20 protein-coding genes and 1 tRNA gene are annotated in these 20961 nt (G+C 66.2%); 1 reads left to right on the top strand and 20 read right to left on the bottom strand.

All coding sequences use genetic code 11. The features are described 5' to 3' along the window. From rpoB to rplJ, 14 genes are all read right to left on the bottom strand, one after another. On the bottom strand, positions 1-2165 hold a 2165-nt coding region (gene rpoB, locus IU459_RS11160; RefSeq protein WP_195129383.1), incomplete at its 3' end, for a DNA-directed RNA polymerase subunit beta. Between the two features lie 474 nt (positions 2166-2639). Continuing rightward, positions 2640-3374, bottom strand: a complete 735-nt coding sequence (locus IU459_RS11155; RefSeq protein ID WP_195129382.1) for a hypothetical protein — start codon at positions 3372-3374, stop codon at positions 2640-2642. A gap of 10 nt (positions 3375-3384) precedes the next feature. After that, positions 3385-4101 (bottom strand): hypothetical protein, encoded by a 717-nt coding sequence (locus IU459_RS11150; protein ID WP_228837692.1) that lies wholly within the window; start codon positions 4099-4101, stop codon positions 3385-3387. Between the two features lie 29 nt (positions 4102-4130). Further along, positions 4131-5372, bottom strand: a complete 1242-nt coding sequence (locus tag IU459_RS11145) for an MCE family protein (protein ID WP_195129381.1) — start codon at positions 5370-5372, stop codon at positions 4131-4133. Next, positions 5369-6610, bottom strand: a complete 1242-nt coding sequence (locus tag IU459_RS11140; RefSeq protein ID WP_195129380.1) for an MCE family protein — start codon at positions 6608-6610, stop codon at positions 5369-5371. The genes IU459_RS11145 and IU459_RS11140 overlap by 4 nt, the downstream gene beginning before the upstream one ends. Next, entirely contained in the window at positions 6607-7875 is a 1269-nt protein-coding gene (locus IU459_RS11135) for an MCE family protein (RefSeq protein ID WP_440446479.1), read from the bottom strand. Before IU459_RS11135 ends, IU459_RS11140 begins: the two co-directional genes overlap by 4 nt. Position 7876: 1 nt before the next feature. Then, on the bottom strand, positions 7877-8887 hold the full coding sequence (locus tag IU459_RS11130; protein WP_195129379.1) for an MCE family protein: 1011 nt from the start codon (positions 8885-8887) through the stop codon (positions 7877-7879). After that, positions 8887-9963 carry an MCE family protein gene (locus IU459_RS11125; protein WP_195129378.1) on the bottom strand — a complete coding sequence of 359 codons (1077 nt, stop codon included), beginning with the start codon at positions 9961-9963 and terminating at the stop codon, positions 8887-8889. Before IU459_RS11125 ends, IU459_RS11130 begins: the two co-directional genes overlap by 1 nt. Beyond that, positions 9960-11312 carry an MCE family protein gene (locus tag IU459_RS11120; protein ID WP_195129377.1) on the bottom strand — a complete coding sequence of 451 codons (1353 nt, stop codon included), beginning with the start codon at positions 11310-11312 and terminating at the stop codon, positions 9960-9962. The genes IU459_RS11125 and IU459_RS11120 overlap by 4 nt, the downstream gene beginning before the upstream one ends. Then, complete coding sequence (locus IU459_RS11115; RefSeq protein ID WP_436838212.1) at positions 11309-12172, bottom strand: MlaE family ABC transporter permease; 864 nt, start codon at positions 12170-12172, stop codon at positions 11309-11311. The genes IU459_RS11120 and IU459_RS11115 overlap by 4 nt, the downstream gene beginning before the upstream one ends. A 3-nt stretch (positions 12173-12175) precedes the next feature. Beyond that, entirely contained in the window at positions 12176-12970 is a 795-nt protein-coding gene (locus IU459_RS11110; RefSeq protein ID WP_195129376.1) for an MlaE family ABC transporter permease, read from the bottom strand. Positions 12971-12981: 11 nt separating this feature from the next. Then, positions 12982-14058, bottom strand: coding sequence for an ABC transporter ATP-binding protein (locus IU459_RS11105; protein ID WP_195129375.1), 1077 nt, complete (start codon positions 14056-14058; stop codon positions 12982-12984). Between the two features lie 265 nt (positions 14059-14323). Then, complete coding sequence (gene rplL / locus IU459_RS11100; protein ID WP_067468960.1) at positions 14324-14704, bottom strand: 50S ribosomal protein L7/L12; 381 nt, start codon at positions 14702-14704, stop codon at positions 14324-14326. Positions 14705-14759: 55 nt separating this feature from the next. Continuing rightward, on the bottom strand, positions 14760-15299 hold the full coding sequence (gene rplJ, locus IU459_RS11095; protein WP_040783820.1) for a 50S ribosomal protein L10: 540 nt from the start codon (positions 15297-15299) through the stop codon (positions 14760-14762). A 445-nt stretch (positions 15300-15744) separates the two neighbouring features. On the opposite strand from rplJ, the gene IU459_RS11090 reads away from it, so the two are divergent. Then, positions 15745-17367, top strand: coding sequence for a DHA2 family efflux MFS transporter permease subunit (locus IU459_RS11090; RefSeq protein WP_228837691.1), 1623 nt, complete (start codon positions 15745-15747; stop codon positions 17365-17367). A gap of 107 nt (positions 17368-17474) precedes the next feature. Here IU459_RS11090 and IU459_RS11085 read toward each other — a convergent pair whose 3' ends face one another. From IU459_RS11085 to IU459_RS11060, 6 genes are all read right to left on the bottom strand, one after another. After that, entirely contained in the window at positions 17475-18014 is a 540-nt protein-coding gene (locus tag IU459_RS11085; RefSeq protein WP_195129374.1) for an NADPH-dependent FMN reductase, read from the bottom strand. Positions 18015-18112: 98 nt separating this feature from the next. Next, complete coding sequence (rplA, locus tag IU459_RS11080; RefSeq protein ID WP_195129373.1) at positions 18113-18826, bottom strand: 50S ribosomal protein L1; 714 nt, start codon at positions 18824-18826, stop codon at positions 18113-18115. Positions 18827-18901: 75 nt separating this feature from the next. Then, entirely contained in the window at positions 18902-19336 is a 435-nt protein-coding gene (gene rplK / locus IU459_RS11075; RefSeq protein ID WP_039802009.1) for a 50S ribosomal protein L11, read from the bottom strand. Between the two features lie 98 nt (positions 19337-19434). After that, positions 19435-20223: a transcription termination/antitermination protein NusG gene (nusG, locus tag IU459_RS11070; protein ID WP_324198831.1), complete on the bottom strand. Its 789-nt coding sequence runs from the start codon at positions 20221-20223 to the stop codon at positions 19435-19437. A 116-nt stretch (positions 20224-20339) separates the two neighbouring features. Continuing rightward, positions 20340-20726: a preprotein translocase subunit SecE gene (gene secE / locus IU459_RS39645; protein ID WP_067468945.1), complete on the bottom strand. Its 387-nt coding sequence runs from the start codon at positions 20724-20726 to the stop codon at positions 20340-20342. Positions 20727-20757: 31 nt separating this feature from the next. Next, positions 20758-20830: transfer RNA gene (locus IU459_RS11060), tRNA-Trp, on the bottom strand. Positions 20831-20961 lie beyond the last annotated feature (131 nt).

The following is a 20961-nucleotide window of genomic DNA, read 5'->3' as shown; positions in this document are numbered from 1 at the left end:
ATCGCGTCCTCGTAGTTGTGGCCCTCCCACGGCATGATCGCCACCAGCAGGTTCTTACCCAGAGCCATCTCACCGTTCTCGGTGCACGGACCATCGGCCAGCACCTGACCCTGCTCCACCCGCTGACCCTCGTCCACGATCGGACGCTGATTCGAGCAGGTGCCCTGGTTCGACCGGTTGAACTTACGCATCCGGTAGCTCTTGCGCGTACCGTCGTCGTGCATCACGGTGACGTAGTCGGCGGAGACCTCCTCGACCACACCGGGCTTGTCGTTGACCACGACATCGCCCGCGTCCACGGCGGCGCGCAGCTCCATGCCGGTGCCGACGATCGGCGCCTCGGAACGGATCAGCGGCACCGCCTGACGCTGCATGTTCGCACCCATCAGGGCGCGGTTGGCGTCGTCGTGCTCGAGGAACGGAATCATCGCGGTCGCCACCGACACCATCTGACGCGGGGAGACGTCCATGAAGTCGATCTCGGTGGGCGCGACGAGCTCGTTCTCCTCGTTGCCGCGGCGGCACAGCACGCGCTCCTCGAGGAAGCGGCCGTCCGCGCCGACCGGCGAGTTCGCCTGGGCGCGCACGTGGCGGTCCTCTTCGTCGGCGGTCAGGTAGACCACCTCGTCGGTGACCCGGCCCTCGACGACCTTGCGGTACGGCGTCTCGATGAAGCCGAACGGGTTGACCCGCGCGTACACCGACAGCGAGCCGATCAGGCCGATGTTCGGGCCTTCCGGGGTCTCGATCGGGCACATGCGGCCGTAGTGCGAGGGGTGCACGTCGCGGACCTCGAGGCCGGCGCGCTCACGGGACAGACCACCCGGGCCCAGCGCCGAGAGGCGACGCTTGTGGGTGAGGCCCGAAAGCGGGTTGTTCTGGTCCATGAACTGCGACAGCTGGGAGGTTCCGAAGAACTCCTTGATCGCGGCCACGACCGGGCGGATGTTGATCAGGGTCTGCGGCGTGATCGCCTCGACGTCCTGCGTGGTCATCCGCTCGCGCACCACGCGCTCCATGCGGGAGAGGCCGACCCGGATCTGGTTCTGGATCAGCTCGCCGACGGTGCGCAGGCGACGGTTGCCGAAGTGGTCGATGTCGTCCACTTCCACCGGCACCTCGACGCCACCGGGGGCGGTCATGAGCTTGTCGCCCGCGTGCAGGCGGACCAGGTACTCGATGGTGTTGACGATGTCTTCCTTGGTCAGCACCGAACCGACGACCTGCTCGCCCAAGTGGATGCCGAGCTTCTTGTTGATCTTGTACCGGCCGACGCGCGCCAGGTCGTAGCGCTTCTCCTTGAAGAACAGGTTCTCCAGCAGGGTCTGCGCCGACTCCTTGGTCGGCGGCTCGCCCGGACGCAGCTTGCGGTAGATGTCCAGCAGCGCCTCGTCCTGGCCGGCGGTGTTGTCCTTCTCCAGGGTCGACATCATGATCTCGGAGAAGCCGAAGCGCTCGACGATCTCCTCGGTGGTCCAGCCCAGCGCCTTGAGCAGCACCGTGACCGGCTGGCGACGCTTGCGGTCGATGCGCACACCCACGGTGTCGCGCTTGTCCACGTCGAACTCCAGCCACGCGCCGCGGCTGGGGATGACGCGCACGCTGTGCAGGTCCTTCTCCGTGCCCTTGTCGACGCTGTGGTCGAAGTAGACACCCGGGGAACGCACCAGCTGCGAGACGACCACGCGCTCGGTGCCGTTGATGATGAACGTGCCCTTGTCGGTCATCATCGGGAAGTCACCCATGAAGACCGTCTGGCTCTTGATCTCACCGGTGTTGTTGTTGATGAACTCCGCCGTGACGAACAGCGGAGCCGCGTAGGTCATGTCCTTGTCTTTGCACTCGTCGATCGAGGCCTTGACCTCTTCGAAGCGCGGATCGGAGAAGGACAGGGACATGGAGCCGGAGAAGTCCTCGATCGGGGAGAGCTCCTCGAGCACCTCCTCGAGGCCACCGACTAGGCCGACGTCGCCGCGAGCGGCCGCACGCTCGCGCCAATCCGGCGAACCGATCAACCAGGCGAACGATTCCGTTTGTAGATCGAGAAGTCCGGGCACCTCCAAGGGCTCACGGATCTTCGCGAAAGACACCCGGGATGGGGCTCCGGGGATTCCGGCAACTGCCTTGGTCTGGGTGGAGACTGCCAAGATGCGTCCTTCCAGCACCTCACGCGCGTCGCGTGGTGGGTCCGCGACCGTCGCTTGTCTGCTACGAATTCCGCTGGTTACAACCCGAACGAAACTCGAACAGGCAACAACGGAAGTAACACCGGAAGGGTGAACTTACGTGTGCAAATCGAGGTATGGACAGGAGGCAGCCAGCGCAACGTCCAAACCTACACCCATCGACACGGAGGTGTCAAAGTACCACCCGTGTGATCCTCCACATGGCTGGCGCGCCGGGCCGAATTCGCTGGCCGCGTCCGGTGCCGCAATGCGCTGGAAGCCACTGTGACAGCTGCCGCTGTTGTGAATAGCGTGACGGGTCGGGCGAAACTCGTCAAGTGGCAGGCCCGACCGAGACGCTAGCGAGATCGCCTGCCGCGCTGGGCCATCCCAGGGGATCCTGGGCAGAGCTGGCGCAGCCGGACGTAGTCCGTCATCAGCCCGCGCATGGCCGGAGCGAAGGCGGAGGTACGCTTACCGGTCGACGATGTCGCTGGCCAGCCAGCGACCGTCCACCTTCTGCATGTGCAGGACGACGGGGCCCGCGACGCTCTGCTGTGCCACGCCGTCCTTGGTGGCGCTCACCACCAAGTTGACCAGCAGCTCCGCGCGATCATCGGTGAGCAACGTCACGGCGATCGGATCTGCCTTGGCATCGGCGCTGGTCTGGGCCTGCTTGACCGCCGAAATGGTGGTTTGGGCGTACTTGTCCAGGTCGGCGAGCATCTTCCCGGTGAGCACCTGCTTCGCGGTGTCCCGGTAGCCGTCGATGTTCTTCACGTCGTAGGCGTAGACGGTCCGCAGCGCGTTGTCGGCGGCCGCGCGTACCTCCTGGGTGGCCTCGTTGTTCACGTACGCCTGGTTCGAGGTGTCCACTCCGGGCCGCTGCGCGGCGAGCCATGCGAAGGCGCCCAGCAGCAGCGCGGCAACCAGCAATCCCGCCACCACGCCCCAGCGTGGACGTCCGGCCTCTCGGCGCTGGGGACGGCTCGCCTTCCACGGCATGCGCAATCGAGACAGTCCCGACTTCTCCTCGATGCTCTCGACGCGGGAGGCACCGGATGCCGTGGCGGGACGGGAAACGCCCGCCACGCGCGGCTTGCGGCCCGGTGCGGTGCGCTCGGTCCGGGCGGACGCGGTGCGCGACGGCTGCTCGGCGGCAGGACGGCGCTTGGAGGTAACCCGGTTGACCGGTCGGCGAGAAGTCATGGCGGTCCTCCTAAGATCCCGGCTTCGGCGCGGCGGGCTGATCCCCCGCGGGCGCGGACGCCTGCTGGACGGGTCCACCGCTCAGCAGCACCGGCTGGCCGAGCGAGGAGATCTGCTCGGCCTTCCACACCTCGCCGTCCTTGGCCACGTCGACGGTCCAGCTGTAGCGGTACTCCGCGGACGGCTTGTCCTTGGCCTGCTCCGTCACCTGCAGCACGACCAGCGCCGACGCCTTGTCCTGCTCGCTGTTGAGCGAGGTGAGGGCGGCGCCGAGCACCTTCGAGGTCATCCCGACCCCGCTCTGCTGGGCCAGCTTCTCCGCTTGGTCCTTGTTCTCGGTGGCCGAGTCCAGCAGCGCGCCGGTCATCGACGACCTGGCCAGAGCGAGCGAGCCGGGCACGTCATCGAGGTTCATCGACGTCATGTTCAGCGCGGCCTGCCGTGCGGCGTCCAAGGCGGTGTCGCGCGCGTCGGCACGCGGGCCGTCGGTGAGCGCGGCACGAACCCAGCCCGTGCCGAACCATGCGGCGGCGACCAGGGCGGCAACCAGCAGCGCCGCCGAGCCGGCGAACGCCACCCTGCCGAGCACCGACGCGGCGCCGGAGCGCTGCGCCGCGGCCTCGGTCCGGTCGTCCGCGGATGCCGCGACGGGCGCGTCACCCGGCTCCACGGTCGCTTCCGCCGTGGCCTCCACGGCCTCCGGCGCTTCCTGCGCGGAATCACTCACGCGAGCCACCCTAACGTCATTGCTCCTGGTCACCGCTTCGGCGTGACCCCCAGCAGGGTCGACAGCTGCACGGCGACCGGAGTCAGATTCAGCTTTTCCGGATCGGACTTGGGATTGCTGTCCCAGGGCTGCACAATGGCCGGATCGGCGAGCTCGGCGCGTTCGCCACCCCGGACGGCGGTCGGATTACCGAAGGGCACGAGACATTTGGCGTCTTTGTTGAACGGGAATTCGTCGCGCGTGTCGTCGAAATCCGGGTTCTGCGCCTTCATCTGTTCGAGGATCCGATACGTGCCCTCGTAGCCAACGGTACAGGCGGGCGGATTGTTGGTCTCCAGCACCAAGCCGAAGTGGCTGGTGCCGTCACCGGGCGCGGTGGAGGACCCGCCGATGGACAACTGCGGAAGGAATTGCAGCAGCGGTCGCAAGGCATAGAACTTCGGCGAGATCGCCTGCAGCACCAGCCGCAGGTTCGCCAGGTCCTGGGTGAGCGCGCCGCCGCTCTCGTTGATCAGCCCGCCGATCTGCTCACCCGCGTCGGTTCCGGTGCCGATCAACCTGCGCACGTCGGGATCGCTGGAGCGCAACTGGGCGGTGAGCTTGTCCAGACCGTCGCTGAACTCCCGGATGGCGGCGGACTGCTCGGCCTGAGTACCGAGCGCGATCCTGCCGTCCTGGATCAACTGGATGGTCTGCGGCAGCGTCGCGTGAAAGGTCTCGGTGAACTGGTTCAGCGATTCGATCAGCACCTGCAGATCGTCGCCCTTGCCGTCGAACGCCTTGCCCAGTTCGCGCACCGTGGTGTTGAGCGCGTTCAGATCCACCGACCGGGTGAAGCTGTCCACACTGGCCACCAGCTGTTCGACCGGAATCGGCGTGGTCACCGAGGTGATCACCGAGTTGTCGTGCAGATACGGACCCTGGTCGGAGGTGGGTTGCAGATCGAGGTACTGCTCACCGATCGCGGATCGGTTGGCCACCACCGCTTTCGCCGAGGCCGGGATATCCGGCGCACTCGAATTGATGATGAGGTTCATCACCACGCCGTCGTCGGTGAGCTCGAGCTCGCCGATCCGGCCGACCGGAACACCACGGTAGGTCACCTCGGCGCCCTTGTAGATGCCGCCGGTCTGCGCCGCCTGCACGTGCACCGTGTAGAAACCGAATCCGAGCATCTGGTCGAGCCGGATGTACTTGGCGCCGACGAACACCACGCCGAGCACCGCGATCACCACGAACGTGATCAGCTGCCACCGGACCAGACGCGTCACCGCGGACCACTCCCTACGCCTAGTTGCTCGAGGATCGCGCCGACCGGACCCGCGGGCACGCCCGGCGCCGGCGGCTGCGCCATGAGCGGCGGCAGGGGCAGGATCGACACCGTCGGCCAGCCGGGCCGCGGGCCGTTGCCGCCGTAGTACGGATTCGTCGGGTCCACCGGCACCGGTGGACCGAGCGGTGGGATGTAGACCGGATCCGGCTTGCCCACACCGAGATTGCTGAGCGTGACGCCGATCTGCTGGTCCACCGACAACCAGGTGTTGACCGACCCGCCGAAGGTGCTCTCCAGCGCTGAGTCGGGGAACGGATAGGTCGGAATCAGCGGGAACGCGCTCACCAGATCGGGCGCGGAGCGGCCGAGTTCCTGCAGCGTGGGCCGCAGCGCGGTGAGATCGCGAATCAGGTCGTTCTTCGAGGTGTTCAGCACGTCGAAGCCGGCCTGGCCGAGGCGATCCAGCTGGGCGAGCAGGCCGATCAATTGCGGTCGCTGCTCTTCCAGGATCTTGATGCCCTCGGGCAACTGCTCGAGGATCTTGCCGATCTGCTCGGTCTGCGTGCTGACTCTGGCGCTGAGCACATCGAGGCCGTCCAGCGCCCTCGTGATGTCGTCCACCTGGTCGTTCAGGCCGTTGATCAGCGTGTTCGCCTGCTCGATCAGCGAGCGCACGCGATCCTCGCGGCCCCCGAAGGTCTTGTTCAGCTCGGTGATGATCGGCTGCAACTGCGCGACACCGCCGCCGTTGAGCAGCAGCGACAGCGCGCCGAGCACCTGCTCGATCTCGGTGGCGTGCCTGGTGCGGTCGATCGGGATCACCGACCCGTCGCCAAGGCGGCGCGGATCCGGGTCGGCGGCGGGCCGGGACAGCTCGATGAACTTCTCCCCGAGCAGATTCGACTGCCTGACCTCGGCGTGCGCGTTCGCGGGCAGGTCCACCGACGACTGCACCAGGGTGCGCACGGTCGCGGTCCACTGATCCTTGCCGATGGTGATCTCCTCGACCCGGCCGACCGGCACGCCGTCGACCTTGACCGCCGACTGCGGCACCAAGTCGAGTACGTCGTCGAACTGGATGTCGATGTGCATCGGGTGCTCGCCGACATCGGCGCCACCGGGCAGCGGCACGCTGTAGATGCCGTCGGCGGCGCACGAGGTGACCAGTGCGGTGGACAGGCCCAGCGCCAGCGCAACGCCGAGACCTCGTGCGATGGAACGGATTCGGGCGGTCATCGGTCCCCTCCCTGCGACGGCGGAAGCCGATCCGACTCGGTGCCGGGCACCGTGCCCGGCACCGGGTCGCGCTGCTGGTTCTCGCCGCTGAGAATGCCGAACGGGAGGATCAGCGTCGGAGTCTTCACCCCGGCGGTGATCTGGTCGGTGATTTCCTTGCAGTGATCGAGAATCGGCCGCATCTGCCTGCCGAGCGCCTCGAACTTGGGGTCGCCGGGCATCAGCTTGGACAGGTCGAGCATCTTGCACACCACGCCGAACGGGTCCTGCAGGTCGGTGAAGTTGGCGCGCATGTCGAGAGTGCCGGATTCGGCGTTGTGCACGTTGATCAGATTGCTCAGCGCCAACGGCAGCACCGGCAGCAGGGCGGCCAGGTCGGCGCGCTGGTCGGCCAGTGTCTTGGTGAGCGTGATCAACCCTTCGGCGTTGCTCGCGATCAGATCCCGGTTGTCGTCGATGAACCGGGCGATGTCACCCAGCGCGATCGACAGCAGATGCAGTGCGGCGCCGAGATCTTCGCGTTCGTCGGCGAGGAACGTCGACAGGTCGGCCAACTGGACGTTGAACTGCCGCACCTGCTGGTCGTTCTGCGCCAGCATGGTGATGAAGGCTTGCAGATTCTTGACCGTGTCGAAGATGTCCCCGCGCGCGTCCGACAGATACCGCACCGCCCGTGACAACTGGGTGAGGCTGTTGGCCAGCGCCTCGCCGTTGCCGGCCAGGTTCGCCGCGCCGGTGCGCACGAGTTCGTTCACCGCGCCATCGGCGTTGGCTCCCTTGGGCCCCAGCGCGTCCGACAGTTCGGTGATGCTCTTGTACAGCTCATCCACTTCGACCGGCGTAACCGTGCGGTCGCGCGGGATCGTCCCGTTGCGCGGCATCTTGGGGCCGTCTTTATAGACCGGGGTCAACTGGATGTAGCGGTCGGACACGATCGACGGCGTGATCTGCGCGGCTCGCGCGCCCGCGGGCACGTCGTACTTGCGATCCACACTCATGACGATCTTGACCTGATCGCCCTGCGGCTCCACCGAGTCCACCGAGCCGACCGGTACACCGAGAATGCGCACGTCCGAGCCTTCGTAGATGCCGACCGAGCGATCGAAGTAGGCGGTGATCTTGGTGGTGTTCAGCCGGTTGAACAGCCACCACAGCACTCCGGCCACCAGCACGGCAAGGACGACGACCAACGCGATGGCCACCTTGGCGCCGCGGCTGGAACCGCGCACCGCGCCGACGGGGTCGCTGCGCCAGTTCTCCGCCACGTCAGTTACCTCCCAGGGTGCGGACCGGCGGACGGTAGCCGGGGATCTCGGGCAGCGCGGGCGGAACCAGGTTGACGATCACCGCGTCGAACCAGCGGCCCGTGCCGAGCACGTTGGCGTAGAGGCCGTAGAAGGGCGCCGCGAGTTCCAATGTCTTGGAGATGTTCTGCTGGTTGGCGTTGAGCAGGTCGATCGAGGCACGCAGGTTGGTCAGCGCGGGCCCGATCTGCTCCTCGTTGTCGTGCACCAGCGCGGTCAGCTCCGCCGACACCGTCCTGGCTCCGTCCAGCAGCCGCGAGATGGACTGCTGGCGGATGTTCAGCTCGGCGAGCAGCTGACCGCCGGAGGCCAGCAGCCGCTCGAACTCGGCGTTGCGGTCGGCGAGGACCTGGGTGGTCTGTCTGGTCGCGGCGAACAGCCGCTTCAGCTCCTGGTCGCGTTTGGCGAGTGTCTCCGACAGCCGGGCGACACCGTCGATGGAGCCGCGGATCTCCGGCGGCGTCGTCGCGAACGCCTCCGACAGCACCTGCATGCTGCGGGCCAGCTGCGCGGTGTCGATCTGGTCGATAGTGCGGGCCGCGTCGGTGAACGCGTCCACCACGTCGTACGGAGACACCGTGCGCGACAGTGGAATCCGGGTGTCCGGGTCGGCGGGCTTGGATCCCCTCGGGTCGAGCGCCAGATACTTCTGCCCGAGCAGCGTCTTGATCTGGATCGACGCGGTGGTCTCGTTGCCGATCCAGGCGTCCTGGGTACGGAAATCCACGACCACGCGGTCGCCGTCGAGCCGGACATCGGACACCGAACCGACCTTCACGCCTGCGATCCGGACTTCGTTGCCCCGCTTGAGGCCAGCGGCCTCGGTGAACTCCGCGGTGTACTTGGTGCCCGCCCCGATGATGGGCAGCCGGTCGAGGAAGAACGCCGACACCGTCACCAGAAGCACGATGGCGATGCCGAGCACGCCCATGAACGCCGGGCTGCGTTTGCCGAGTAGGTTGCGATCTTCCATCAGCGAGCCCTCCCCTGGCAGCGCGGCGCCACGTTGGTGTACAGCGGCTGGTTGATCGTGGGCATGCCGGCGGGCAGGTTGAGCTGCGGCGCGTCGACCGCACCGGGACCGACGACGATATCGATGCCACAGAGATAGAACTGGAACCAGGAGCCGTAGCTGCCGGCGCGGCCGAGCTTCTCCATCTTGATCGGCAGGTTGTACAGCGCTTCGTTCACATCGTCTCGGCGTTCGTCGAGGGTGCCGGTCAGCTGGCTCAGGCCGGCGATCGAGCCTTGCAGCGTCGGACGGACCGGCACCAGCAGGTCGGAGGTGGCCGAGGTCAGGTCGGCGAGCGAGGTCACCGAGCGCCCGATGGTGTCGCGTTCCGCGGCCAAGCCGCTGATCAGCGCCTCGGTGTTCACGATCAACTGGTCGAACTGATCGTCGCGCTGGTTGACCGTGTCCAGCACGGCGGTCAGGTTCCGGGTCAGCTCACCGATCACGGCGTCCTTGTCCGCGATCTTGTTGGTCAGATTCGCCGTGGTCGCGACCAAGTCTTGGATCGTGCCCTGCTCGCCCTGGAAGACCTGGATGATCTCGAAGGACAGCTTGTTCACGTCCTCGGCGGTCAACGTGCGGAACAGCGGCCGGAAGCCATTGAACAAGGTGGTGAGGTTCAACGCGGGCTTGGTGCGCTCCAACGGGATGGTGGCGCCCTCGGTCAGCTTGCGGCCCTGCTCCCCGGTCCCCTGTTCCAAGGCGATGTAGCGCTGGCCGACCAAGTTGCGGTACCTGATCGTCGCGGTGGTCGAGGCGGGCAACCAGTCCCGGTCGGTGAGATCGAACTTCACCTCGGCCACGCGCTTGTCCACGATCCGCACATCGGTGACCTTGCCGACCCGTACGCCGGCGATGCGCACGTCGTCACCGCGATTGACCGAGGTGACGTCGGTGAATCTGGCTTTGAACCCGGTGCCGCCACGGCTGTAGTTGGCGATCGACAACGCGAGCATGGTGGTCACGAACAAGGTCACCACCGCGAAGATGATCAGCTTGGCCAGTGGCCCGCCCAGGCCACGCAACGGCTGCCTCATCGCACGCTCACCTCGCTTCCGCGGAATGCGGGCGCACCAGCCCGGGTCACCCAGCCGGGCACCTGATCCGGCGCGACACCATTGGCCGCGCCGTAGATTGCGCCGAGCGACTGCTGCTCCATCGGCGAACCGGCGATCGTGGGCATCTTGCTCGCCGGGTAGACGCCGAACTGCGGCGGCTCCAGTTTGCCGGTCTCCTGGTCACCGGGGTTGCGGCTGGGCACAGCGTAGGACCCGTCGTTGTTCGGACCGCCGGTGTACTGGCCGGGGTCGACACCCAACGGCATCTCGGGGATACACCACGGTCCCCTGGTGTCCAGCCAGCGCGGTTCGTCCTGGTTCGGCAGGTACTTGCCGCGAGTATTGGTCAGCTCGATGGTGACGCGCGAGCCGGGCCGATCGGTGCCCTTGCCGAAGATCTTGTCGATGCGTGGCTTCAACTGCGCGAAGTTCGCGAATGAGCAGGCGAAGTTCGGCGAGTAGTAGGCGAGCTGTTCCAGTGCCGGACGCGAGTCGGCGGCCACGTCGATGATGTTGTCGCGGTTGGCGATCAGGAACTCGGTGGTGGTCGCCGAGGACGGCGTCAGCGTCGCGTAGAGCACATCGATGTCGGTGCGCCGCTGGACGATCGTCGCGTTGGTGGTGCGCAGGTTGTCCAGCGCCTGGATCAGCTGCGGGGCCGCGTCCGAGTACGTGGCGGCGACCTCGGCGAAGCTACGCAGGTCGGCTCGCAGATCGGGAAGCACGACGTTGATCTGTCGGAAGATCTCGTCCAGCTTGTCCACGCTCTGGCCGAGCGCGGTGCCCTGACCGGCCAGGGCCTGGGACAACGCGCCCAGGGTGGCGGCGAGATCCTGCGGCGGAATCGCCTGCAGCAGCGGCAGCAGGTCATCGAGCAGCTTGCTCAGCTCGACCGCGTTGCCGCTGACGTCCTGGTGCAACGTCACGCCGTCGGTCAGGTGCTTCGGACTCGGGTCCGCCGGGATCACCAGGTCCACATAGCGCTCACCGAACAGCGTCTTGGGCAGCAGCCGCGCGGTCGCGTTGACCGGAATCTGCTTCGCCTTGTCCGGATCGATGGCCAGGCGCAACGTCACCTCGCCACCCTCGGCGCTGCTCGAGCGCACCTCGCCGACGGTGACGCCGCGGGCCTTCACATCCGCGTTCCGGGTCAGCGCGTTGCCCACGGTGTCGGTGATCAGATCGACCTGCACGCTTCGCACGAACTGCTTGTTGTAGATCGCGACCGTCGTCCACAGGAACAGTGCCACCACGGCGAAGAACGCGATGCCAAGCACCCGGACGCGCAGCTTCTCCGTCGAACGCCAGGCCTGGCCGCCGCGGGTCATCCGGCCACCCGCACCGTGGTCGTGGTACCCCAGATCGCGAGGCTCAGGAAGAAGTCGAGGATGTTCACCAGCACGATCGCGGCGCGGACCGCGCGACCGACCGCGACGCCGACGCCGGCGGGCCCTCCGGTGGCATGGAAGCCGTAGTAGCAGTGCACCATGATGATCACGAATGCGAAGACCAGCACCTTGAGGAACGAATAGAGCACGTCCTCCGGTGGCAGGAACAGATTGAAGTAATGGTCATACGACCCGCTGGACTGCCCGCTGAACCAGATGCTGACCATTCGGGAAGCGAGGAACGTGCCGAGCAGGCCCACGATGTACAGCGGGATCACCGCGAGGAATCCGGCGATCACGCGGCTGGTGACCAGGAACGGGATGCCGGGCACGGCCATCACCTCGAGCGCGTCGATCTCCTCGGAGATCCGCATGGCGCCCAGCTGCGCGGTGAAACCAGAGCCGACCGTCGCCGACAGCGCCAGCGCGGCGACCAGCGGTGCGATCTCACGGGTATTGATGTAGGCGGTGAGGAAGCCGGTGAGCGCCGAGCTACCGAGTGCGTCGAGCGCCTTGAAGCCCTGCAGGCCGACGACGACGCCGACCGAGCCGGACATGAACACGATGACGCCGATGGTTCCGCCGATCACCGCGAGCGCTCCGGTGCCGAAGGTGACTTCGGCGAGCAGCCGCATGACCTCCTTGCGGTAGTGCACGGCGGTGCGCGGGATCCACGCGATGGCCCGGGAATAGAACGACATCTGGTCGCCCGCGCGATCGATGACGTTCAGCGGCATGCGGATAACTTCCCCCGCCCGCCGCATCGACCTGGCGACCGGGGTGCGATATGAGGTGGCCATCGATCAGGCACCCTTGGCTGGGACGACTTGCAGGTAAACCAGGGTCAGGATGAGGTTCACGAAGAACAGCACCATGAATGTGATCACCACGGATTGGTTCACCGCGTCACCGACTCCTTTCGGACCCCCCTTGGGATGCAACCCCTTGTACGCGGCGATCACACCGGCGATGAGGCCGAACACCGCTGCCTTGATCTCGCCGATCCACAGGTCCGGCAGCTGAGCGAGCGCGGAGAACGACGCCAGGTAGGCGCCGGGCGTTCCGCCTTGCAGCAGCACGTTGAAGAAGTAGCCGCCCGCGATGCCGACCACCGACACCAGACCGTTGAGCAGCAACGCCACCAGCATCATGCCGAGCACGCGCGGTACGACGAGCTTTCGCACCGGATCGACGCCGAGCACCTCCATGGCATCGATTTCCTCGCGGATGGTGCGCGAGCCGAGATCGGCGGCCACCGCCGACCCGGCCGCGCCGGCGATGATCAGCGCCGTGACGACCGGAGCCGCCTGCTGGACGGTGGCCAGCACGCTGGTTGCACCGGTGAAGGATTCGGCGCCCAGCTGTTTGATGAGCGAGCCGGTTTGCAATGCCACGACCGCACCGAACGGAATCGCGACCAGCGCGCTGGGCAGGATCGAAACACTCGCGATGAACCACGATTGTTCGATGAACTCCCGCCACTCGAAGGGCCGACGGAATGTCTTGCGAAGAACGTCGATGAACAGCGCAAAGATGTTGCCGGCCTGGGCAAACCCCGACTCCAGTGGAGCTCGCAATCGCGCCAGGGTGGAATTCACGATCGCAGATGTTACCCGTTAGTTGTGTTGTGTCGCACGGTGGCGTCGTACGCGCCGCCTTGATAATTCGCCAGGTCGCCACCGTTATATGCCATCACCTGCGTGTCATCGTTCTCAGCAAGTGACTCGCGAATCGCAACCTGAGCCGCGTGCGGCAGGGTGTGCATGATTTCCCGGACGCGCTCTTTACGCCGTAGGACCGCCTGGCGTACCGGCATGCCCGGTGTTGCCCGCATCTGCGGGATGATCCCCTCGACCTCCTCGGCGCCGCCATGGTGGTGCCCGGCGTCCACCAGCGCTTGCTCGCGCGCCATCTGGGCCTCGTCCTTCTCCTCGGACATGCCGATCGGGCCGATCATCCGGCCGTTGAGGAACTGCTTGACCACCGGCTCCTCAGAGGTCAGCAACACCTCGCGCGGGCCGAACATGACCAGTTGGCGGCGGAAGAGCATGCCGATGTTGTCCGGCACGGTACGGGCCAGGTTGATGTTGTGCGTGACGATCAGGATCGTGGCGTCGATCTGGGCGTTGATGTCGATCAGCAGCTGGCTCAGATACGACGTGCGCACCGGGTCCAGACCGGAGTCGGGCTCGTCGACGAGGATGATCTGCGGGTCGAGCACCAGGGCGCGGGCCAGCCCGGCGCGCTTGCGCATACCGCCGGAGATCTCGCCGGGCAGCTTGCCCTCGGCCCCGAGCAGACCGGTCAGCTCGAGCTTCTCCATCACGATCTTCTTGATCTCGGATTCGCTCTTCTTGGTGTGCTCGCGCAACGGGAAGGCAACGTTGTCGAACAGGTTCATCGAACCGAACAGCGCACCGTCCTGGAACAGCACACCGAACAGCTTGCGAATCTCGTACAGCTCCTTATTGGAGCAGGTGGTGATATCGGTGCCGTCGATATAGATGGAGCCGCGCTCCGGACGCAGGAGACCGATCAACGACTTCAGGAACACCGACTTACCGGTGCCCGACGGGCCGAGTAGCGCGCTCACTTCGCCCGACGGCAACGTCAGAGACACATCCTGCCAAATTCGCTGCGAACCGAAGGACTTGGTTACTCCCTCGGTCCTGACCTCGACGCCCACGCCAACCTCCACAATTTCTCAACGAGCTGCCCACCGGCGGAACCGCGCGCTCGGTCATCGCGGTGTGTCACGTCACAGTGGGTGCGGTCACTGTAACCCATGAGAGAGACGGGGCACACCCCTCACTTGACTGAAGAGTAACTCCACAAAGCCGTTTGTATTCAGGACAGTGCCGAAGCCCAAAAAAAGAGCAAAGATTTGCGGAAAAATAACAAACGGGCGGTCCCCTGAGGGGACCGCCCGTTCGCGTGTTTTCGCTCTGGAATTACTTGACCGCGACCTTGGCGCCGGCCTCTTCCAGCTTCGCCTTGGCAGCCTCGGCGGCTTCCTTGGCGACCTTCTCCAGGATCGGCTTCGGAGCGCTCTCGACCAGGTCCTTGGCTTCCTTCAGGCCCAGGCCGGAGACGATCTCGCGGACCACCTTGATGACCTGGATCTTCTTGTCGCCTGCACCCTCGAGGATGACGTCGAACTCGTCCTGCTCCTCGGCGGCCTCGGCCGGGGCGGCGGCACCGCCGACGGCGGCGACGGCGACCGGAGCAGCCGCGGTGACCTCGAACTTCTCCTCGAACTTCTTCACGAAGTCCGACAGCTCGAGCAGGGTCATGTTGCCGAAGACCTCGAGCAGTTCGTCAACGTTGGCCATTGTTGTGTTCCTTTCGGTAGTTGATGTCTATGCGGGCGAGTCTTGCCGCACGGGTTTACTCGGCGGCAGTTCCGCCTTCTTCGGCCTGCTTCTTCTCCTGCAGCGCGGCGGCCAGGCGGGCCACCTGCGAGGCGGGAGCGTTGAACAGACCGGCGGCCTTCGCCAGGTTGCCCTTCAGGGCGCCGGCGAGCTTGGCCAGCAGGACCTCGCGGGTCTCCAGGTCGGCGATGCGCTCGACCTCGGACACGGACAGCGGAGCGCCGTCCATGTAGCCGCCCTTGATGACAAGCGCCTTGTTGTCCTTCGCGAAGGTCTTCAGCGCCTTGGCCGCGTTGACCGGCTCACCACTGATGAAGGTGATCGCGGTAGGGCCGACGAACAGGTCGTCGAGACCCTCCACGCCCGCCTCGGCAGCGGCCCGCTTGACCAGGGTGTTCTTGGCGACGGAGTACGTGGCGTCGGCGCCGAGCGCGCGCCGCAGCTCGGTGAGCTTGCCGACCGACAGGCCACGGTATTCCGTGACGACGGTGGCCGTCGAGCTCCTGAACTGCTCCGCGATCTCCGCGACCGCGGTGACCTTCTCGGGTTTTGCCATACTTCGCCTCCTCTCTGATGGTCGGTTCGTACACGCGAACTACCGATCAGGGTCGGCGACAAAACAAACGCCCCGAACGCAGAGCGTTCCGGGGCGCAATAGAAAACCAATCCAGGACGCAATGCACTGGATCAATTCCCAGCCTCGGCTCTCCCTGCGTGGGCCGCCGGCAATGTCGCCGGACCTTCGACCGAACCCATGCGGGATCGGCGACCAACGGTCTTCGGTAGAACGGATTTGGGTAGCGATCGAACGTGTCGATAACTGACGTCCAATGTACCCGGACGGGTTCCCATCTGCCAAAACGGCCCTGCACAGAAAACGACGCGCTACCCATCCGCCTTCAGGAAATCGTGTGCGGCATCACATTTCCCGCCGAGTGTGGCCGACATCGCCGAAAGAATCTGTTACCGAGAGTGACAGCTACCTCTTAGACTGCCCAGCTATGGCAACCTCCATAGTCGATCCACCGATGCTGCTGGAACGACGCACCGCGCGCTTCGTCGCCCTGGCCGTGATCTGCCTGGCGGAACTGCTGGTCGTCCTGGACAACACCATCGTCAACGTGGCGCTGCCCTCGCTGGGAGTCGAACTCGCCACCGGAATCAGCGGGCTGCAATGGGTCGTCGACGCCTACACGCTCACCTTCGCCGGGCTTTTGCTCGCCTTCGGAAACCTCGGTGATCGCTATGGGCGCCGCCGCGTCATGATGATCGGCCTGATCGGCGTCGCCGTCATGTCGATCGGCGGAGCGCTGTCGAATTCCATGGCGGCGGTCATCGCGGCACGCGCCGCCATGGGCGTCTTCGCCGCCGCCGTCTTCCCCGCGACGCTCGCCCTGATCATCAACATCTTCATCGACCGCAGGGAGCGCGCCCTCGCCGTCGCCGCGTGGACCGCCATGGCGGGCTTCGCGATCGCCATCGGCCCGATCTCGGGCGGCTGGCTGCTCGAGCACTTCACCTGGCACGCGGTGTTCTGGATCAACGTGCCCGGGGCGCTGTTCGCCTTGGCCGCGACGCTGACCTGGGTGCCCGAGTCGCGATCGGATCGGGTGGGACGGCTCGACATGCTCGGCATCGCGCTGTCCATCGCGGGCATCACGCTGCTGGTGTGGTCGATTATCGAAGCGCCGCGCCATGGCTGGCTCTCGGCGACCACACTCGGCGTCGGCGCGTTCGGCATCGTGCTGCTCGCCGCATTCGTCATATGGGAATTGCGGACCGCCGCACCGATTCTCGATATGCGGCTGTTCCGCGACCGCCGCTTCTCGATGCCCGCCTCGGCCATCGCGGTCGGCTATTTCTCGATGTTCGGATTCCTCTTCCTGATCACCCAGTACTTCCAGGGCGTCCGGGAGTACACGCCGCTCGAATTCGGCGTCGCCTCTTTGCCTTTCGCGTTCTCGGTGGCGATCGGAGCGCCGATCGCCACACTGCTCGCACAGCGGCTCGGCACCACGCCCGTCATCGTCTTCGGACTGCTGCTGACCGGTCTGGGCCTGTATCTCGGTGGCCAGGTGACCGTGGACAGCGCCTATGTGACCGAGGTGCTGCCATCCATGGTCTCGATGGCGCTCGGCGTGGCCATCGTGCAGGGCCCGGCCACCGAATCCATCATGGGCTCGCTTCCGCTGAACGAGGCGGGCGCCGGGTCGGCGGTCAACGACACGACCCGTGAGATCGGCGGCACGCTGGGCGTCGCCGTGCTCGGCTCGATCGTGGCCTCGTACTACAGCACCCGGATCGGGCCGCGCATCGATGCCGTACCGGCCGGGATGATGAACGACACCGAGAAGGGCCTGGTGAAAGCCAGCCTGCTGAGCGTCATCGAGATGCGCAAACGACCACTGGCGCCGTTCTTCGAGACCCAGCGGGAGAACTTGATCCTCGCCATGAAGACCGCGATGCTCCAGGGTTCGCACGCCGCGTCGCTGGTGGCCGCAGGCGCGGTCGTCGGGTGCGCGGTCCTCGTGGCGATCTTCCTGCCCTGGGGAGTGCCGGACCGCGATTCAATTCTGCTCGGATGGCGGAAAGCCGCGGAATCGCAGGACGATTCGTCGCGGTAGCGCCGACTGGACACCGCCGCCGACCCAGGATGCCGCGCCTGGGCAGGATACGGGCGGCGGAGCGCCGGTACACGGGTTGCCCGTCCGTGTACCGGCGCGTGCGGTTCTCAGGGCGTTGCGCGTTGCGCATGCCGGACGAGTCGGCCGAGCAAGTCCAATGCACCGGAGCGGAACTCGTCCGCGACCACCAGCCCATCCGGGCCGACGTCCTCGCGAAGCACCGGCAGGCGCCCGCAGGCCTCGAGATGGATGTCGGCGCCTACGTACCCGAGCACGCTCCGCAGCGTCGCGGCCGCACCGTCGCCCCGGCCGAGTGGCGCGACAGTGATCCACGCAACGGGCTTCTCGTAGAGGTCACCGGTGCCGACCGTCCAGTCGAGCAGGTTCTTCAGACTGCCGGGCAGTGTGCCCGCGTATTCCGGAGTGCAGAACAGGACCGCATCGGCGTCCGAAATCTGTTCCCGCAGCGCGAGAACCGATGGATGCGCCGAGCCGTCGTCGTCCGGGTTGAAGGCGGGCAATGCCGCGAGATCGTCGTACCACCGGGTTCCGATGGCGTCCGGCGCAATCGCCGAGACCGTGCGCAATGCGGCGGAATTGGTGGACGCGGCGCGTGTGCTGCCGGAGATCAACAGGACGACTGTCACATCGAACCCAACGCCGCCGCCGGGCGAATTAGTCCGGAAACGGCAATGGCGGGAACGCGATCTGCGTTCCCGCCATTGCGGTGGTGTTCAGGTGCTGCTTACGCGTCCTCGTCGAGGAGGTTGCGGGTGCGGTTCGGGTCCACCGGGATGCCCGGTCCGGTGTTCGTCGAAACCGTCACCTTCTTGACGTAGCGGCCCTTGGCCGTCGACGGCTTGACGCGCAGGATCTCGTCCAGCGCGGCGCCGTAGTTCTCCACCAGCTTGGTGTCGTCGAATGACGCCTTGCCGATGACGAAGTGCAGGTTGGCCTGCTTGTCGACACGAAAGTTGATCTTGCCGCCCTTGATGTCGTTGACGGCCTTGGTCACGTCGGTGGTGACCGTGCCCGTCTTCGGGTTCGGCATCAGACCGCGCGGGCCGAGGACACGCGCGATGCGACCGACCTTGGCCATCTGGTCCGGGGTGGCGATCGCGGCGTCGAAGTCCAGCCAGCCGCCCTGGATCCGCTCGATCAGGTCCTCGGCGCCGACGGCGTCGGCGCCTGCGGCCTCGGCCTCGGCGGCCTTCTCGCCCGCCGCGAACACGATGACGCGGGCGGTCTTACCGGTGCCGTGCGGCAGGTTCACGGTGCCGCGGACCATCTGGTCGGCCTTGCGGGGATCCACACCGAGGCGCACGGCGACCTCGACGGTCGCGTCGGTCTTGGTGGTGGCGGTCTCCTTCGCCAGGCGCGCGGCGCTCAGCGGGGAGTAGAGCTTCGTGCGATCGACCTTCTCGGCCGCGGCGAGGTATGCCTTGCTTCGTTTTGCCATAATTCTCTGTCCTTGTGTGTGGTTCAGACGTGGTTATCGGGCCTGGCCGGCCCTCCCACCGTGCGGCGAGTGCGCTCAGCCCTCGACGGTGATGCCCATCGAACGGGCGGTACCCGCGATGATCTTGGCCGCCTGATCGAGATCGTTGGCGTTCAGATCTTCCTGCTTGGTCTTGGCGATCTCGCGCACCTGGTCCATGGTCACCTTGGCGACCTTGTTGCGGTGCGGCTCGGCCGAGCCCTTCTGCACTCCCGCGGCCTTGAGCAGCAGCTTGGCGGCCGGCGGGGTCTTCAGCTTGAAGTCGAAGGACCGGTCCTCGTACACCGAGATCTCGACCGGGATGACGTTGCCACGCTGCGACTCGGTCGCGGCGTTGTACGCCTTGCAGAACTCCATGATGTTGACGCCGTGCTGACCGAGCGCGGGGCCGACCGGAGGGGCCGGGTTCGCCTGGCCGGCCTGGATCTGAAGCTTGATGATCCCGGCGAGCTTCTTCTTCTTGGGGGGCATCTTTCTTTCCTAGGTGTTTGTTGTCCCTTGCTCTTTGCAAGTCGTGGTGTTGCGATCCTCGACCGGGCGAATTCACCCTGCCGCTGACAGAACTGTGTCTAGATCTTCGCGACCTGGGTGAACGCCAGCTCGACCGGCGTCTCGCGGCCGAAGATCGACACGAGGACCTTGAGCTTCTGCTGTTCGGCGTTGACCTCGGAGATGCTGGCGGGCAGCGTCGCGAACGGGCCGTCCATCACCGTCACCGACTCGCCGACCTCGAAGTCGACCTCGATGACCGGCTTCGGCGCGACCTCGCCGCCCGCGGCCTCGGTGGTCGCCGCGGCGGCGGCCGCGGCGGGCTTCTTCTGCTGCTGTGCGGCCGGAACGAGGAACTTCACCACGTCATCGATGGACAGCGGCGACGGGCGCGAGGTGGCGCCGACGAATCCGGTGACGCCGGGGGTGTTGCGCACGGCGCCCCACGACTCGTCGTTGAGCTCCATCCGGACCAGGATGTAGCCGGGCAGCACCTTGCGGTTGACGTGCTTGCGCTGCCCGTTCTTGATCTCGGTGACCTCTTCGGTGGGGACCTCGACCTGGAAGATGTAGTCCTCCAGGTCCAGGTTCTGCACGCGAGTCTCGAGGTTGGCCTTCACCTTGTTCTCGTAGCCCGCGTAGGAGTGGATGACATACCACTCGCCGGGCGCGCGCCGCAGCGCTGCCTTCATCTCGGCGACGGGATCGGCGGGCTCGGCATCGATGGCAGCGGTGGGGGCGGACGCAGCGGGCTCCGATTCCTCGACCGGGGACTCGTCGGTCGCGAACTCCTCGACGGAGTCGGTGGGCTCGGCCACCGCGTCGTCGGCCGGGAACTTGTCGTGTGTGTCGTTCTCCGGGGTGCTCACTGGGGCACTCGCTTCCTGTGTCGTCACGTACATCGTCTGCGTGCCGGGCCGGGCGCGGCGAAATGCTTCCGCCCGTGTCCGCCCCGGGATCGGCTACCGGCTGCGGCGTCGTTCAGCTAGCCGAACAGCCAGTTGACACCCTTGATGAACGCCAGATCCAACCCGCTGATGAACGCGACCATGAAAATCACGAACACCAGAACAACGCTCGTATAGGTGACCATCTGCTTCCGGTTGGGCCAGATCACCTTGCGCAGTTCCGCGATGACCTCACGCAGGAACTTGATCAAACGCTTGAACGGATTACCCGACTTGCGCTCGGCCCGATCGGTTGTCTTGGCTGCCTTCCGCGACGGGCGATCGAGCGTGGCGATCGCGCCCGTGTCGGCCGGCGAGGACGTGCGAGTCCGCCGGGCGGACCGCTTGCCGCTCGGCCGAGTCGCTGCAGCGGTGCCATCGCCTTCGTCGGCATGCGCGCCGCGGCGAGTGTCCCGCTCGTCCACGTCGATCCTCTCTCGTCGCTGGCATCCAGGGCAGGGGCGACAGGACTTGAACCTGCAACCTGCGGTTTTGGAGACCGCTGCTCTGCCAGTTGAGCTACGCCCCTTCGGTCGGACGGTGTGAGCTGTCCAACCACTCTTCGGTATTCAGTTGTGTCCTGGTGTCACACAACACGCGCGCCACTCCGGCAGTTGCCGGCCCCGTCGGCGATCCGGGTGGACCGCCTGGAACCAGCCC

The organism is Nocardia amamiensis (assembly GCF_015477605.1).
GTDB lineage: Bacteria > Actinomycetota > Actinomycetes > Mycobacteriales > Mycobacteriaceae > Nocardia > Nocardia amamiensis_A.
This window is presented reverse-complemented; position numbering and strand designations above follow the sequence as displayed.